The sequence below is a fragment of the Plantibacter sp. MCCC 1A11337 genome (assembly GCF_013349365.1).
GTDB lineage: Bacteria > Actinomycetota > Actinomycetes > Actinomycetales > Microbacteriaceae > Plantibacter > Plantibacter flavus_A.
This window is the reverse complement of sequence record NZ_JABJWX010000004.1, coordinates 97,510-112,133: the sequence shown is the minus strand read 5'-3', so window position 1 is coordinate 112,133 and position 14,624 is coordinate 97,510. Positions and strand designations below refer to the sequence as shown.

General features: G+C 71.0%; 14 protein-coding genes. 7 read left to right on the top strand and 7 right to left on the bottom strand.

What is annotated here, in order from left to right; all coding sequences use genetic code 11:
• Positions 1-82: 82 nt before the first annotated feature.
• Complete coding sequence (locus tag HOW07_RS15215; protein ID WP_064295236.1) at positions 83-703, top strand: PadR family transcriptional regulator; 621 nt, start codon at positions 83-85, stop codon at positions 701-703.
• Here the strand turns inward: HOW07_RS15215 and hpf are convergent.
• The 5 genes from hpf to mtrA all read right to left on the bottom strand — a co-directional run bounded on the left by hpf (position 678) and on the right by mtrA (position 6,368).
• Positions 678-1,322: a ribosome hibernation-promoting factor, HPF/YfiA family gene (gene hpf, locus HOW07_RS15210; RefSeq protein ID WP_064295235.1), complete on the bottom strand. Its 645-nt coding sequence runs from the start codon at positions 1,320-1,322 to the stop codon at positions 678-680. The genes HOW07_RS15215 and hpf overlap by 26 nt on opposite strands.
• A 141-nt stretch (positions 1,323-1,463) precedes the next feature.
• A complete protein-coding gene (locus tag HOW07_RS19885; RefSeq protein WP_175117742.1) occupies positions 1,464-1,985 on the bottom strand; it encodes a phosphoribosyltransferase family protein in 522 nt (173 codons plus the stop codon).
• A 275-nt stretch (positions 1,986-2,260) separates the two neighbouring features.
• Entirely contained in the window at positions 2,261-3,994 is a 1,734-nt protein-coding gene (locus HOW07_RS15200) for an LpqB family beta-propeller domain-containing protein (protein ID WP_175117741.1), read from the bottom strand.
• Entirely contained in the window at positions 3,987-5,678 is a 1,692-nt protein-coding gene (gene mtrB / locus HOW07_RS15195; RefSeq protein ID WP_064295233.1) for an MtrAB system histidine kinase MtrB, read from the bottom strand. Before mtrB ends, HOW07_RS15200 begins: the two co-directional genes overlap by 8 nt.
• A 6-nt stretch (positions 5,679-5,684) precedes the next feature.
• Complete coding sequence (gene mtrA, locus HOW07_RS15190; RefSeq protein WP_064295232.1) at positions 5,685-6,368, bottom strand: MtrAB system response regulator MtrA; 684 nt, start codon at positions 6,366-6,368, stop codon at positions 5,685-5,687.
• 163 nt (positions 6,369-6,531) lie between these two features.
• Here mtrA and HOW07_RS15185 point away from each other — a divergent pair, with 163 nt between their 5' ends.
• Genes HOW07_RS15185 through HOW07_RS15165 form a run of 5 tightly spaced genes read left to right on the top strand, consistent with a single transcriptional unit; the run spans position 6,532 to position 12,165 of the window.
• Positions 6,532-7,992, top strand: a complete 1,461-nt coding sequence (locus HOW07_RS15185) for a hypothetical protein (protein WP_175117740.1) — start codon at positions 6,532-6,534, stop codon at positions 7,990-7,992.
• Positions 7,989-8,657 (top strand): DUF4129 domain-containing protein, encoded by a 669-nt coding sequence (locus HOW07_RS15180; protein WP_175117739.1) that lies wholly within the window; start codon positions 7,989-7,991, stop codon positions 8,655-8,657. The genes HOW07_RS15185 and HOW07_RS15180 overlap by 4 nt, the downstream gene beginning before the upstream one ends.
• Positions 8,654-9,871 carry a DUF4350 domain-containing protein gene (locus HOW07_RS15175; RefSeq protein ID WP_217485355.1) on the top strand — a complete coding sequence of 406 codons (1,218 nt, stop codon included), beginning with the start codon at positions 8,654-8,656 and terminating at the stop codon, positions 9,869-9,871. The genes HOW07_RS15180 and HOW07_RS15175 overlap by 4 nt, the downstream gene beginning before the upstream one ends.
• Positions 9,868-10,857: a MoxR family ATPase gene (locus HOW07_RS15170; RefSeq protein WP_121291863.1), complete on the top strand. Its 990-nt coding sequence runs from the start codon at positions 9,868-9,870 to the stop codon at positions 10,855-10,857. The genes HOW07_RS15175 and HOW07_RS15170 overlap by 4 nt, the downstream gene beginning before the upstream one ends.
• Complete coding sequence (locus HOW07_RS15165; RefSeq protein ID WP_175117738.1) at positions 10,858-12,165, top strand: DUF58 domain-containing protein; 1,308 nt, start codon at positions 10,858-10,860, stop codon at positions 12,163-12,165.
• 60 nt (positions 12,166-12,225) lie between these two features.
• Here the strand turns inward: HOW07_RS15165 and HOW07_RS15160 are convergent, their stop codons facing one another.
• Complete coding sequence (locus HOW07_RS15160) at positions 12,226-13,092, bottom strand: LysR family substrate-binding domain-containing protein (protein WP_175117737.1); 867 nt, start codon at positions 13,090-13,092, stop codon at positions 12,226-12,228.
• 99 nt (positions 13,093-13,191) lie between these two features.
• Here HOW07_RS15160 and HOW07_RS15155 point away from each other — a divergent pair, with 99 nt between their 5' ends.
• Entirely contained in the window at positions 13,192-13,587 is a 396-nt protein-coding gene (locus tag HOW07_RS15155; protein ID WP_056012681.1) for a DUF5997 family protein, read from the top strand.
• A 3-nt stretch (positions 13,588-13,590) separates the two neighbouring features.
• Here HOW07_RS15155 and HOW07_RS15150 read toward each other — a convergent pair whose 3' ends face one another.
• Positions 13,591-14,586 (bottom strand): stage II sporulation protein M, encoded by a 996-nt coding sequence (locus HOW07_RS15150; protein WP_079707261.1) that lies wholly within the window; start codon positions 14,584-14,586, stop codon positions 13,591-13,593.
• Positions 14,587-14,624: the final 38 nt, after the last annotated feature.

The window sequence follows — 14,624 nt, the reverse complement described above, 5'->3', positions numbered from 1 at the left end:
CGACGGAGCGCCGCCGCAGCGCGGGACGGACGGCTCACTAGGCTGGCGACACCCTACCGCGTAGGTAATTCATGGAGGTTCGATGTCGGTCAAGCACGGTCTGCTCGCGATCCTCGCGCTCGGTGACGACTACGGGTACCGTCTGCGTGGCGAGTTCGACCGGCGGACGACGCCCGACACACCGCTCAACGTCGGCCAGGCCTATGCGACCCTCGATCGTCTCGAGCGGGACGGGCTCGTCGAGCGCGCCGCCGTGGACGCACAGGGGCATGTCTTCTACCGCATCACCGCCGACGGGCGCGACGTGCTCGAACGCTGGTGGGCGACACCCGTCACGGCGAGCGCCTCGCGCGACGAGCTCCCGAACAAGGTCGCCCTCGCAGCGTCACTCGAGGGCGTCGACGTGTTCGGGGTCATCGCCGTCCAACGCGCGTGGGCACTCGATCTCGTGCAGCAGCTCGACGAGGACCTCTCGGCGCTCCCCCCGACGCCGCAGGGTGACATCGCGTGGATCGGGCTCGAAGCCAGACGGCGACGCTCCCTGGCCGAACTCGACTGGCTCGAGGCGACCTCGGCACGCCTGCGCGTGCACGACGCCGTCTTCGAGGTCGGCACCGACATGCCACGACGCGGCCGCCCGGCGAACCGGGCGACCGCGTCGGTCGGGGTGCAGGACGCTAGTTCGAGCCGTCCTCGAGGCTGATCACGCCGTAGTCCCAGCCCTTGCGGCGGTACACGACGCTCGCCCGCTCCGACGAGGCGTCGATGAACAGGAAGAAGTCGTGGCCGACGAGTTCCATGCGGTCGACGGCGTCCTCGACGCTCATCCACTCCGCGGGGAACTCCTTCGTGCGGATGACGACGGGAGAGTACGCCTCCTGCTCCTCGTCCTCGTGGGTCAGCGTCGCGACGCTGCCGGTCGCGACCTGCTCGAGCAGCTCCGGTGCGGCAGGGGTGATGTCGACGCCGCTGAACCCCTCGCTGCTGGCGGCGTGCAAGGAGGTGCGGTGCTTGCCACGGTGCTCCTTCTTGCGGTCCTTCGAGCGGCGGACGCGCTCGAGCATCCGCGCGATCGCGAGATCGAAGGCCACGTACTTGTCGGAGCCGGTCGACTCCGCACGAACCAACGGTCCGGGGCCGACGAGCGTCAGCTCGACACGGTCCTCGCCCTTGCGCCCGTTGGCGTCGTGATGGCGGGACACCTTGATGTCGAGCGACTGCGCCTGCTCGACCAGATGGGCGACCTTCTCCGCCTTCTCGGTCGCGTACTCGCGGAACCGATCGGTGATGCCGAGTCCAAGTCCGACGATGTTGATATCCACGTTCGACCTCCTCATCCGGCTGACCACCCGGTCCCGGGCGGTCCTTTCACGCCGTTCTGCCACCGTAGTGCCCGAGCCTGCGGAAGTCATCAGCGGTGTTCAGGGAACGTTCATCTTCCGGCCTCGTGACCCGCCGTCCGTTCACGGTCCGACCCTGGCGAGGGCCACGACACCGACCACGAGACCACCACCGTCGCGCATCGCCCGAACGGCCTCCCCGACGGTGGCCCCCGTCGTGACGACGTCCTCCACGAGGAGGAATCGGCGCCCGTCGAGCCGCCGCGCCGCGACCAGTGCCCCGGCGAGGTTCTCCAGACGCTCAGCCCGACCGAAGTCCCGCTGGTCGGCTGGCTGCCGCGCCCACCGCAGCGGGCGCGACGGTCTGGTGCCGAGCCGACGCACGAGCTGCTCCATCGGATGGAAGCCCCGATCGCGGGCGGCGCATCGCCTGGCCGGGATCGTCGCGATCTCCGGCGAGACGCCGCCCATCGCCCGGCTCGCCTCGAGCACGGCGGACCGGAACGCCGGTTCGAGCGCGGCGGCCAGCGGACGGACGAGGCCGGTCCGGGCGTCCTCCTTGTAGGCGAGGAGGACGGCGCCGACGAACTCGTCGTACCGACGGGCGGCGAGACCGGGGGTACCGCCCGCATCGCTCCACCGCACGAGGTGGGCATCGTCGTCGGAGGCCGCCGGCCGGACCAGCCGCCCGAGGCAGTCGTCGCACAGCCCACGGTCCGGCGCACCGCATCCGGCGCACGTGACCGGGACCAGCAGGGCCCACGCGTCCAGGCAGGCTTCGCGGACATGAGCGAGGGGCGCACTTCGACTCGACGAGGATCGCATCATCCGATGGTCGCGCCCACGCAGCGCGTCCGGTGGCGCATCGTCCGAGACGCAGACGGCTCCGGGACTTCGGACGCGCTGTGGAGCGCGCTCACTCAGTCCGGCGACCCCAGCTGGGTCGCTATGAACCGGACGTCGCTGCCCGCCTCCTGCCAGCTCGATCCACGGGGCAACAGCAGCCGGCCGTCACTCGTGAGGGCGCGCAGTTGCGTCGGTCCGTTGCCCCCGACCAGGTTCGTGACGTCCGCCAGCTTGGGCACGGGCGCGGAGCGGCCGCCGATCTGCTGCGTGACGATCGTCGTCCCGTCACCGCCGCCCAGCAGGACGGCGACCGTGATGTCGTCGACCCAGGTGACGGTCGTCGCCTCCGTGGACATCACCCGGAGCTCCACGGGGTCGCCGAGTCGCAACGGCGCGTTGCGGTCACCGCGGATGATCGCGGCGGCCACGAGCCGCGACTGCGTCCCGTCCCTGAGCAGCGCGACGAGGCGCGTTCCCTCCCGGGACACCTGGATCGAATCGATCGTGGACGCGCCGGTCCAGCTCGTCGCGACCTGCACCGTGCCACCCGCGGCGTCGTGCGCGAGCAGTGCGGACGGCGCCGCTGCCGGGACCGTCCAGGTGAAGCCGAACGGGTCCATCGTCGGCGGGAGGAGGCCCTGGCGGTTGTCGACGAGCCGGACGTCGCCGTCCGCCTGGATCACCGTGACGCCGGCGGCGGAACGGACCGCGGCCTGGTCATGGTCGGCGGACAACACGGCCGCGTCGGCCCCGGCCGCCACGACCGCCGCCGATATCCCCGGCACGGCCTCGAGCCGGTTCCCCGAGGCGAAGCCGAACTCGTCCCCGCGCTGGACGAGTGCCCGGGGGTCGACGCGTGGTGCGGCGAGCGACAGCGGCGAGACCGTCTGCGTGGAGTTGCCCACGACGGTGATCGCGACGTTCGAGACGGCGGCGACCCCGCCGACGCTGCCCGAAAGCTGCACCAGGCTGCTGCTCAGTTGGAGCTGCATCCGCTGGAGGGTGACCGCGTCCGCCTGCAGGGCCGGTTTGGTCAGGTCCACGCGCGCGGTCCCTGCCTCGACCGGAACGGCGTCACTCGTGAGCGAGGTCCCCTCGGGGAACGCCGTCGCCACCGCGCCCTTCAACCATTCGGCCGGTCCGTCGAGGAGCGCCCCGACGATCCTCGTCGCGGTCGACGCTCGCGAGGGGAACCAGCGCTGGTCGGGGACGAGTCGGGTGAAACTCGGGTCGAAGTAGCTCAGGGAGTACGCCGCGAAGACGTCGGCGAACGTCGAGGACTCGAGGACGATGCCAGGCGGAGCAGCCGCGATGCGCCACTCCCCCCGCACCTGCTCGAAGGAGTAGGTCCAGCTGAGCGGCGACGAGTTCCCCGATTCGCGGTACTCACCCCGATCATCGACCGCCGCGACGGGGCTGACGGTGAGTTGCACCGTGTCGGCGACCGGGGCGAACGTGCGGCCGCCCTGGTCGATGGTCACTCCGGCGTCGGGATCCCAGTCGGACCGGAGCGCCGGTGCGAGGAACTCCCGCGCGATCTCGTAGTTGTTCTGCGGGCTCGCGGCGGCGTCGATGAAGCCCCGGAGGATCTGCTCCGGCGTCGCCCCCTCGGCGGGGCCCGGCGCGATGAAGTTGACGTCGACGTCGCCGCCGTCCCCCTCGACCGTGCCGCCGTCCTGCACGGAACCGCCCCGCGGGATGCCCACGCAGGCGGTGAGCACAATCACGAGGAGCATCGGCAGCGCCGCCGCAGCGATCCGACGTACTGCGGACCGTCGTCTCGGCGATCGTGCGGGGACGTCAACCACGAGCATCCTCCTTGTCGTCGTCCGTCGATCGCACGGTCGGGAGTGAGCGGGTCGTCGGCGCGGTGAGCTCGTCGACGATGGACTCGATCGCATCGTCGGGCGGCAGGCTGATGGGCGAGCGGACGATCTCCGTCCCGGGTTCGCGTGGGATGGTGAGGCGGAAGGACGAGCCGGCGGCGGGCTCCGACCAGACCTCCAGCCACCCCTCGTGCAGGACCGCGTCCTCGAGGGAGATCGCGAGCCCGAGCCCGGTCCCGCCGATGGTGCGCTTGCGCGACGGGTCCGCGCGCCAGAAGCGGTCGAACACGCGCTCGGTCGCCTCGCGCGTCATGCCCTGGCCGTAGTCGCGCACCGCGATCGCGACCGAGGACTCGTTGCTGTCCACCGACACCACGATCGGTTTGCCCTCGCCGTGCTCGATGGCGTTGCCGACGAGGTTGCGCACGATCCGCCGGATACGCCGCGGGTCCATCGGGACCGCAGAGTAGCCACCCGGTGCGACGATCCGGAGGTCCGAACCGGTGGGCTCCGCGAGCGGGCGGAGCTCCTCCACGACCTCTTCGGCGAGATGGACGAGACTCGTCGGTTCCAATTCGAGTTCGATGCTGCCCGCGTCGTAGCGGCTGATCTCCAGCAGATCGGCCAGCAGGATCTCGAACCGCCCGACCTGGTCGTGGAGGAGCTCGGCCGTCCGCTCGGTGGCCGGCGGGAAGGAGTCGCGCTGGTCGTAGAGCACGTCGCCGGCCAGGCGGATGGTCGTCAGGGGCGTGCGCAGCTCGTGCGAGACGTCCGAGACGAACCGTTGCTGCACGAGCGAGAGCTCCGCGAGTTCCTTGATCTGCTTCTGCATGCTGGCGGCCATCCCGTTGAAGGAGCGGGCGAGGATGGCGAGCTCGTCCTCGCCCTTCTCGGGCATCCGCACGTCCAGGTCACCGCCGGCGAGACGTTGACTCGTCTCGGCGGCGGACCGGATCGGTGTCGCGACGAAGCGGACGATGAACCACGCGGCACCACCGACGAGGATCATGAGGCCGACGCCCGCGACGAAGAGGGTCCGTTGCACGAAGCCGAGCGTCTGCTCCGATTCGCTCAGGTCGTAGCCGAGGTAGATCTCGTAGGAGCCGGCGGTCGGCATCGAGACCTCCGAGCCCACGACGATGCCGGCCGTCGACGAGCCGTCGGCCGCGGTGAGGGTGACCGACTGCCATTGGAGGGTGTCCGGGTCGGCCCGGACCGCCTCGGTCAGCGCGTCGGAGATGACACCGCCGCCGAGCCCCGGCGACTCGAAGCCCGGGGGTGTGACCTGACTGAAGTCCTGGCCCGGTGCTCGGTAGGCGGCGATGAGGCTGCTGCCGGACGTCGTCTGGAGATCGGTCCGCACGGTCCCCATGAGCTGCTGCAGGGCGACCCGCTCGCTGGCGTCGGACGCGTCGAGGATGCTCTGCGCGGACGCGATGGCGCGACCGGAGCCGCCGAGCGCCTGCTGCAGCCGGGATTGGAAGAGGTCGTTGCCGATGCTGAACGAGAGGTATGCGCCGGTCAGGAGGATGGCGAGTCCCGAGAGGCCGACCGTGATGGCGACCGTCCGGAACTGCAGCGAGCGCCGCCACTGCGAGCGCACCTGCTGCGGCCACCTCCGCCACAGCCGCCAGTCGGCCGCCCAGCCGGCGAGTCGGGAGGCCATGTCGGATCAGCCGGTGACCGCGCCGGCGCGGTATCCGACGCCACGCACCGTCATGACGATCTTCGGGTTGTCGGGGTCTTCCTCTACCTTGGCGCGGAGCCGCTGCACGTGGACGTTCACGAGTCGGGTGTCGGCCTTGTAGTGGTATCCCCAGACCTGTTCGAGCAGCATCTCGCGGGTGAAGACCTGCTGGGGTTTGCTGGCCAGTGCGAGGAGGAGGTCGAACTCCAGCGGCGTGAGCCCGATGACGCCGTCGGCGCGACGGACCTCGTGGCCCGCGACGTCAACGGTGAGGTCGCCGATGCGGAGGGTCTCCGCGAGGTCGGCGGCCGGCGCGCGCAGCCGCGTGCGGATCCGGGCGACGAGCTCCTTCGGGTTGAACGGCTTCACCATGTAGTCGTCGGCGCCGGACTCGAGCCCCTTCACCACGTCCGCGGTGTCGGACTTCGCGGTCAGCATGATGACCGGGACGCCGGACTCCTGACGGATCAGGCGGCACACCTCGATCCCGTCGATCCCCGGGAGCATGAGGTCGAGGAGGACGAGGTCGGGCTTGGTGTCGCGGAACGCCTGGAGCGCGCCGCCGCCGTCCGCGCAGAACGACGGCTCGAAGCCCTCGGTGCGCAGCACGATGCCGATCATCTCGGCGAGTGCGGTGTCGTCGTCGACGACGAGAATGCGTGCGTTCATAGCTCCGTCTCGGGTGTGACCGGCCGGCCGCGCTGCCTGACCGGTGTCCTTACGTCTCGCCTCAGCGTAGTCGAAGTGTCCAGGAGAACCGCCGAACCGCCGGTCGCGGGCAGGCTCGGTGTGACAACATGGAGGGGTTCGAGACGGCGAGGGGGTGTTGCTGATGGACACGGAACAGCGAGCCGGGGGCGAGATGGGCGATCAGGATCCGAACCCGTGGGCGACGCCGCAGGGGCCACAGCAGCCGGTGGCGCCGGAGCAGGCGACACCGCAGCCGTCCCCAACGCAGCAGGGGTATCCACAGCAGCCCGGCTCTCCGCCGCTGGCCCCACAGGGAGCCCCGCAGCAACCCGGCTATCCGCCGCAGCAGGGATACCCGCAGCAGCCCGGGTATCCGGCGCAGGCGGCGTACCCACAGCCGGGATACGGCCAGCAGCCGTATCCGCAGCAGGTCCCGCCCCAGTACACCCAGCCGTACACCCAGGCTCAGCAGCCCGGGTACGGGACCCCTCCCTCGGCTCCGACCGCCGCCTACGACGCGAATCCCTACGCGACCGGTGCGTCCTGGGCCCCGGGTCCCCAACAGGGATGGGCACCACCGCCGAAGCCGGGGCTCATCCCGCTCCGGCCGCTGTCCTTCAGCGATCTGTTCGGCGCGCCCTTCCTCGTGCTGCGCCGCAACCCGAAGGCGACGTTCGGGAGCGCCCTGCTGCTGCAGGGGCTCACCGCCGTCCTCTCCCTCGTCATCGTCGGCGTCGTCACCTGGCTCTCGCTGAGCCGGCTGTCGCAGGCGGCCCCTGGCGAGGAGGACGCCATCAGCGCCGGGGCCATCACGGCCATCATCCTGTCCTTCCTCATCCCGGTGGCGGTCTCGATCGCCGGTAGCGCGATCCTGCAGGGCATCATCGCGCAAGAGGTCGCTCGCGGCACCCTCGGTGAGAAGCTGCCGCTCGGCGCGCTCTGGCGGCGCACGAAAGCGCGCTTCCTGCCGCTCATCGGCTACACCTTCCTCCTGATCGGTGTCGTGACGGTGTTCATCGCCGTCGCCGTGGGCCTCGGATTCGTGCTGACCGGTCTCGGCGGGACCGCGGGCGTGGTCCTGACGGTGGTCATGGGCATCGGCGCCCTGCTCGTCCTGATCGCCGCTTCCGTGTGGCTCGGGACGAAGTTCTCCCTCACACCGAGCATCATCGTCCTCGAGAACGGCAAGGTGTTCCCCTCGCTCGCTCGCTCCTGGCGTCTGACCGACGGCTATTTCTGGCGGACCTTCGGCGTCCAGTTCCTCGTCTCATCGGTCGTCAGCGTCGCGTCGCAGGTCGTCGCGACCCCGATCAGCCTGCTCGCGAGTCTCGTCCCCGTGCTGTTCGTCGGGGTGGACTCGGAGGCGACCATGATCGTCGCCACCATCGCCGCGCAGGGCCTGTCCCTGCTCGTCTCCGTCATCATCGGCGCGATCACGGTCGTCGTCATCAGTGCCACGTCGGCGGTCATCTATGTCGACCTGCGGATGCGCAAGGAGGGGCTCGACCTCGACCTCGCGCGGTTCGTCGAGGCGCGCGCGGGCGGTCGCGAGACGGTCGACAACCCCTTCGACGCCGCCGCCGGGGGCAAAGCGACCCGATGAGCCCGCTGTTCCTCGCGTCGCGCCTCGACGTCCCGCTCGTCCCGGATGCACCGGGCGCCCGGGACCTCCTGCAGCGTGAGCTGTCGAAGCCCGAGTACCAGACGGCGCAACCGTCGTTGTGGGACATCGTGTCGAAGGCGTTCTGGGACTGGGTGAACTCCCTCCGGGTACCGGGTGAGGGCCCCTTCACCGGCCTGTTCCCGATCATAGCGATGACCGTGGTCGTCGTCGGGATCGTCATCGCGTTCATCGTGTGGGGCCTCCCCCGCCTCAACCGGCGGAGCGCCCGTCAGCTCGACCTCTTCGGCGAACGCGACGATCGGACCGCCGAGCGGTTGCGTCAGGACGCGAGGACCGCCGCCGCGGCCGGCGACTGGACACTCGCGCTCCAGGAGCTGTATCGGGCGATCGCTCGCGGACTGTCCGAGCGGACGATCGTCGTGGTCACCCCCGGCACGACGGCGCACGGTTTCGCCGCCCGGGCGGCGGCCGCGTTCCCGCAGGACGGGCGCGCGCTCGCGGAGGCCGCGGACGTCTTCGACGCCGTCCGCTACCTCGAGGCGACGGGTACCGAGGCACAGTACCGGGAGCTCGAAGCACTCGACGCGCGGCTCTCCGTCGCCGCGCCGCAGCTCCTCGCCGACCCCGAGGAGCTGGTCCGGTGACGCTCACGACGAAGCCCACGGAGCATGGGCAGCCCGAGCCCGACGTCGCCACACCACGGCTGCGGACCCGGCTGCGACGGAACCGGTTCTGGATCATCGCGGCGGTCTTCGCGGTCGGGATCGCCCTCGTGCTCATGTTCGCGACGCGAGGCGCGTCGATCGACGCGGCGCTGCTCAGTCCGGGCAACCAGACCCCGAACGGCGGACGCGCGCTCGCGCAGGTGCTCCGTCAGGAGGGCGTCACCGTGACGGAGACCACCACGCTCGATGCGACGCTCGAGGCGGTCGAGGACACCGACAGCACCGTCCTCCTGTTCGATCCCAGCGGGCTGCTCGACGCCTCGCAGCTCGAGCGGTTGGGCGACGCCGACGCCGGACTCGTCGTCGTCACCCCCCGGGCCGCGGCGCTCCGCACCCTGTTCCCCGGCGTCTCGTTCGCGGGCAGCTCGGATGCCTCCGACGTCCTGTCGTCCGACTGCGGCGACCCCACCGCCGAGCGGGCGGGGACGGTCACCGGTGGCTGGACGCTGTACACGACCACCGACGCCGACGCCGAGGGCTGCTTCACGGCCGACAGCGGCGGGAGCGCGGTCGTGACGCAGGCGGACGGCGCACGGGTGCTCCTCGGCTCGGCCGACGCCCTGACGAACGACGTCGTCGACCGTGCGGGGAACGCCGCCCTCGCGCTCGGCCTGCTCGGCTCGACCGAGCAGTTGGTCTGGTACCTGCCGAGCCTCGCCGACGTGCCCGTCACCGGCCCCCCGAGCCTCGACGCGCTGACGCCGAGCTGGGTCGCCGGGGTCACCGGCACCGTCATCATCACGGCGATCCTGGCCATGTTCTGGCGCGGGCGGCGCTTCGGCCCGCTCGTCATCGAGGACCTGCCCGTCGCGGTCCGTGCGAGCGAGACGATGGGGGGGCGCGCACGCCTCTACCAGCGGTCCGGCAACCGTCAGCGGGCGCTGGACGCGCTGCGGATCGGCACCGTGTCCCGCCTCGCGGTCGCCGTGGGCCTCTCGCGCCACGCCTCGGTCGTCGAGGTCGCCGACACGGTCGCCGGACTCGCCGGACTCGACCCTCGGCACGTGCGGTCCGTCCTGCTCGACGCCGTACCGACGAGCGACGCCGAGCTCGTCTCCCTGTCCGATCACCTGCTCGATCTCGAAGCCGCCGTCGCGCGCGCCACGGACCTCACCGGAAGGAACCATCCATGACCGACGCCCCCGTGCCAGGATCCACCGCACCGAACCCGGACGACCTCCGGCGAGCACTCGCCCAGGTCCGCGTCGAGGTCGGCAAGGCCGTCGTGGGTCAGGACGCCGCCGTCACCGGGCTCGTCATCGCGCTCCTCGCCAAGGGCCACGCGCTCCTCGAGGGTGTGCCCGGCGTCGCGAAGACGCTGCTCGTCCGATCACTCAGCCACGCGCTCAGTCTGGACACGAAGCGTGTGCAGTTCACGCCCGACCTCATGCCCGGCGACGTCACGGGCTCCCTCGTCTACGACGCCAAGACCGGGGAGTTCGAGTTCCGCGAGGGCCCGGTGTTCACGAACATCCTGCTGGCCGACGAGATCAACCGCACGCCCCCGAAGACCCAGTCCGCCCTGCTGGAGGCGATGGAGGAGCGCCAGGTCAGCGTCGACGGCCGTTCCCTCCCGCTCCCGGACCCGTTCATCGTGGCCGCCACGCAGAACCCGATCGAGTACGAGGGCACCTACACACTCCCCGAGGCGCAGCTCGACCGCTTCCTGCTGAAGCTCGTCCTCGACGTGCCCGAACGCGACGTCGAGGTGGAGGTGCTCCGGCGGCATTCCGCCGGGTTCAGCCCGCGCGACCTCACGGCTGCGGGTGTCCTGCCGGTCATGGGCGCGGCCGATCTGCGAGCGGCGCAGCTCGAGGTCGGACGCGTGGGTGCCAGCGCCGACGTCCTCGCCTACATCGTCGACCTCGCGCGCGCCACGCGGCGCAGCCCGTCCGTCCGGCTCGGCGTCAGCCCCCGAGGGACGACCGCCCTCCTCGCGTCGGCGAAGGCCTGGGCCTGGTTGAGCGGCTACCAGTCGATCACCCCCGACCACGTGCAGACGATGGTCCTCCCGGTGTGGCGCCACCGCATGCAGCTGCGACCCGAGGCCGAGCTCGAGGGTGTCTCGGTCGACGCGATCCTGCGCTCGATCATGCAGCAGGTGCAGGTGCCCATCTAGATGGCCGTCACCGGGAGGTTCGTCGCGCTCGTCGCGTTCGGCATCGTGCCGATCGTGGTGCTCGGCGTGCTCACGGGCGACGCCGCTCCGGCGTTCATCGCGTGGCTCGTGCTCGCCGCCGCGCTCGGAGCGCTCGACCTGGCGGTCGCCGGTTCGCCTCGGGACATCGTCCTGCAGCGGCAGCTGCCGTCCCGGGTCAGGCTCGGTGACTCGGCGACGAGCACCCTCTTCCTCACCAACCGAGGACGTCGCCGCGTCCGGGCGCTGGTGCGCGACGCCTGGCAACCATCGGCCGGCGCGCCCACCGAGCGACTCCGCGTCGACCTCCCGCCCGGTGAGCGGCGGAGCCTCAGCCTGGTGCTCACCCCGTTCCGTCGGGGCGAGCGACGGGTGTCCCAGGTCACGGTGCGGTCGTCCGGTCCGCTCGGTCTCTTCGCTCGACAGGCGACGCTGAACAGCGCCGGGCATCTCCGGGTCCTTCCAGCGTTCACTTCCCGGAAGCACCTCCCGAGCCGGATCGCACGCCTCCGCGAACTCGACGGCGCGACGAGCGTCATGGTCCGCGGTCAGGGCACCGAGTTCGACTCCCTCCGCGAATACGTGCGAGGTGACGACGTGCGTTCGATCGACTGGCGTGCCACGGCACGACGCGGCGACGTCATGATCCGCACCTGGCGGCCCGAGCGTGACCGCCGGGTCGTCATCGTCACCGACACCGGCCGCACTTCGGCTGCCCGCATCGCCGATGAGCCGCGCATCGACACGGCGTTCGAAGCCGCGCTCCTGTTGGCCGCGCTCGCCACGAGAGCCGGGGACCGCATCGACTATCTCGCCTACGACCGGCGGGTGCGTGGTCGCGTCCAGGGCGCGACCGGTGCCGAACTCCTCTCGAGGATGGTCGACGCGATGGCGCTCGTCGACCCGGAACTCATCGAGACCGACTGGGACGCCGTCCCCGGCCAGGTCAGACAGATCACGAACCAGCGCGCCCTCGTCGTCCTGCAGACCTCGATCGACGCCCCCGGGGCCGCGCGCGGGCTCCTCGCCGTCCTCCCCCAGCTCACGCAGCGCCACACGGTGGTCGTGACGAGCGTCGTCGACCCGGCGACCCTCGAGGCCACGCGCGACCGCGGCGACCGCGAGACCGTGTACCGCGCCGCTGCGGCCGAACGCGCCCTGCTCGACATCGAACGCGTGTCGGCGGCGATCAGACAGCTCGGGGCCGACGTCGTCACCGGTTCACCCGAGACCCTGCCTCCGGCGCTCGCCGACGCCTACATCGCGCTCAAGGCCTCCGGTCGACTCTGACCCGATCCGTCGCCGATCGACGGGGTCCCTCCGCGTGCCGGCGGGACCCGGGAGAACGGATCAGCGGCCCTTGCGCTTCTTGCGGCGTTCCCGGGCGAGCTCCTCCTGCTTGGCCTTCCGCGCGGCGAGCTGGGCGCCCCGGCTCGTCCCGGCGGCGGTGCCCTGGGTCGAGCCGGCCTTCGGCTTCTTCCGTCGTCTCGCGGCCTGCTGCGGTGCAGGAGCGGCGGCCTGCTCGGTCGGGGCGGACCGTCGCGAACTGTTGGCCGTGCGTCCGCGCACGATGCCGATGAACTCCTCCACGGCTTCGTCCTCGCGGTCCTGAGGCCACACCAGCACGACCGGGATGGATGGAAGATCGGCGATCGGACGGTACTCCACGTCCTTCCGCTGGTGCAGTCGCGCGACCGACTGCGGGACCACGACGATTCCGACCTCGGACGCGGCCAGCTCGACCGCGGCCTCCGGGTCGTCGGTCAACGGCGCCGCCGAGGCGTCGAACCCGAGCGCGGCGGCACGTTCGGCCCACTCGAGGACGAGCGGCGTCATGATCAGCTGCTCGTCGGCGAGCGCGGCCATCCCGACCGTGTCCTCGGCTCCGAGGACAGCGCCCTTGGCGAAGACGACGACGGGGAGCTCCTCGAACAGGGCGATCGTGTTCAGCCCGTCATGGTCGATCGGGACCCGGGCGAGCACGACGTCCGCTGCACCGGAGGCCAGGACCGCTCGCTGCTCGTCGAGGTCCACCCGGATCAGGCGGAGTTCGTCGTCCGGACGGCGCTCGCTCCAGATGCGCGCCCACTTCCCCGGGTTCACGCCGCGTGCGTAGGCGACGGTCAGCACCGGCGGGACGTTCTCCGGCACCGTGTCGGCGCCGATCCCGTCGTCGCCGATCTCGATCCCATCGACCTGGTCGTCCTGCCTGTCCATCGAAGCCTCCACTGCTCGGCTTGCCACACTACTGCAGCTCAGTCGACGGGTGATCCGGGCCGGTTGGGCGAGGACACTGCAGCGAGGTACGCTGAGCGGATGGGTGCGAGCGAACAGATCATGAAACCGGCGACCGCGGCGAAGAAGCTCGGGGTCTACCTGCCGGCGACCCCGGCGTCGTTCCAGGAGGAGCCGATCACGCGGTCGGCGTTCCTCGAACTGCAGGCGAACCCGGCGGACTGGCTCGTCGAGCTCCGCAAGAACGGACCGCACCCGCGCGACGTCGTCGCCCGCAAGCTGGGCGTGTCGACCTCCGGTCTGGCTCGCGCCGAGATCACCGAGGCGTTGACCACCGAACAGATCCAGGAGCTGCTCCGCACGCTGCCCGCATGGCTCGTGCAGGAGCGTGCCGTCCACGCCGAGGTGAACGCCGAGAACGCCCGGGTCAACGCCAGGAACGCCGAGCGCCGCGCACGATCCGAAGCCGGCGAGTAGCCGTCAGCCGGCGACGATCCGCTTCGCGCCGGCCTCGAACTCAGCCAGGTCGCCGCGCTCCCCCGAGCGGTACGCGCGACCGCCCCACCAGCACATGTAGGTCAGGAACGCGGCGAGCGCTCCCCCGCCGATGAGCATCTTGACCGCCCACGGCCACGGTGCCGGCGTCACGAAGCCCTCGACGAGCCCCGAGACGAAGAGCACGATCACCAGCCCGATGGCGATCGTGAACAGCGCTCGGCCCTCCTCGGCAAGCGCCTGGCCCCTCGTCCGTGGCCCTGGTGCCACCCAGGCCCAGAAGATGCGGAGACCCGCCGCTGCCGCGACGAACACCGCCGTGAGCTCGAGCATGCCGTGCGGGAGGATGTACTCGAAGAATACGTCACCCTTGCCGTAGGCGAACATCACCCCTGCGGCCTGCCCGACCCCCTGGGCGTTGGTGACGATGATGTACGGGACCCAGACGCCGCTGATGCCGAACGCCACGCATTGCGCCGCGATCCACGCGTTGTTCGTCCACACCTGGCCGGCGAAGCTCGCAGCCGGGTTGTTGGAGTAGTAGGCGACGAAGTCGTCCTCGACGTACTGCTTGAGCTGGGCGTCGGTCCCGAGGTTCGCGAGGACCTGCGGGTTGCCGGCGATCCACACGGCGTACAGGGTCGCGATGACGACCGTCGCGACCGCGACCGCGAGAGTCACCCACCGGACCCGGTAGAGCGCGGCCGGCAGGGCCAGGACGAAGAACCGCGGGACACTCGACAACACGTTCGCACTGGCCCCGGTGAACCGGAGGCGCGCCCGCGACAGCGACACCGAGAGGCGGTCGCCGACGAGGGTCGATCCGGCCGTCGTCTTGATCGCGGAGAGCTGGGTCGCCCCGGCTTGATAGCGGTCGATCAGCTCATCGGCCTCCGGCCCGCTGAAGAACCGCTGCTTGCCGAGCGCGTCGAGGCGGTCCCATTCCTGGCGGTGGGCTGCGGAGTAGGCGTCGAGGTCCATCGCAGCCATGCTACGCGTTGGCGGCGCTCCATGGCCGG

Bases quoted from the DNA above. Each gene is read 5' to 3' on its own strand.
- HOW07_RS15150 (WP_079707261.1), bottom strand. From the start codon at position 14,586: ATGGACCTCGACGCCTACTCCGCAGCCCACCGCCAGGAATGGGACCGC.
- HOW07_RS15160 (WP_175117737.1), bottom strand. From the start codon at position 13,092: ATGGACAGGCAGGACGACCAGGTCGATGGGATCGAGATCGGCGACGAC.
- HOW07_RS15215 (WP_064295236.1), top strand. From the start codon at position 83: ATGTCGGTCAAGCACGGTCTGCTCGCGATCCTCGCGCTCGGTGACGAC.
- HOW07_RS15180 (WP_175117739.1), top strand. From the start codon at position 7,989: ATGAGCCCGCTGTTCCTCGCGTCGCGCCTCGACGTCCCGCTCGTCCCG.
- HOW07_RS15165 (WP_175117738.1), top strand. From the start codon at position 10,858: ATGGCCGTCACCGGGAGGTTCGTCGCGCTCGTCGCGTTCGGCATCGTG.
- HOW07_RS15155 (WP_056012681.1), top strand. From the start codon at position 13,192: ATGGGTGCGAGCGAACAGATCATGAAACCGGCGACCGCGGCGAAGAAG.
- mtrA (WP_064295232.1), bottom strand. From the start codon at position 6,368: ATGAACGCACGCATTCTCGTCGTCGACGACGACACCGCACTCGCCGAG.
- HOW07_RS15170 (WP_121291863.1), top strand. From the start codon at position 9,868: ATGACCGACGCCCCCGTGCCAGGATCCACCGCACCGAACCCGGACGAC.
- HOW07_RS15185 (WP_175117740.1), top strand. From the start codon at position 6,532: ATGGACACGGAACAGCGAGCCGGGGGCGAGATGGGCGATCAGGATCCG.
- mtrB (WP_064295233.1), bottom strand. From the start codon at position 5,678: ATGGCCTCCCGACTCGCCGGCTGGGCGGCCGACTGGCGGCTGTGGCGG.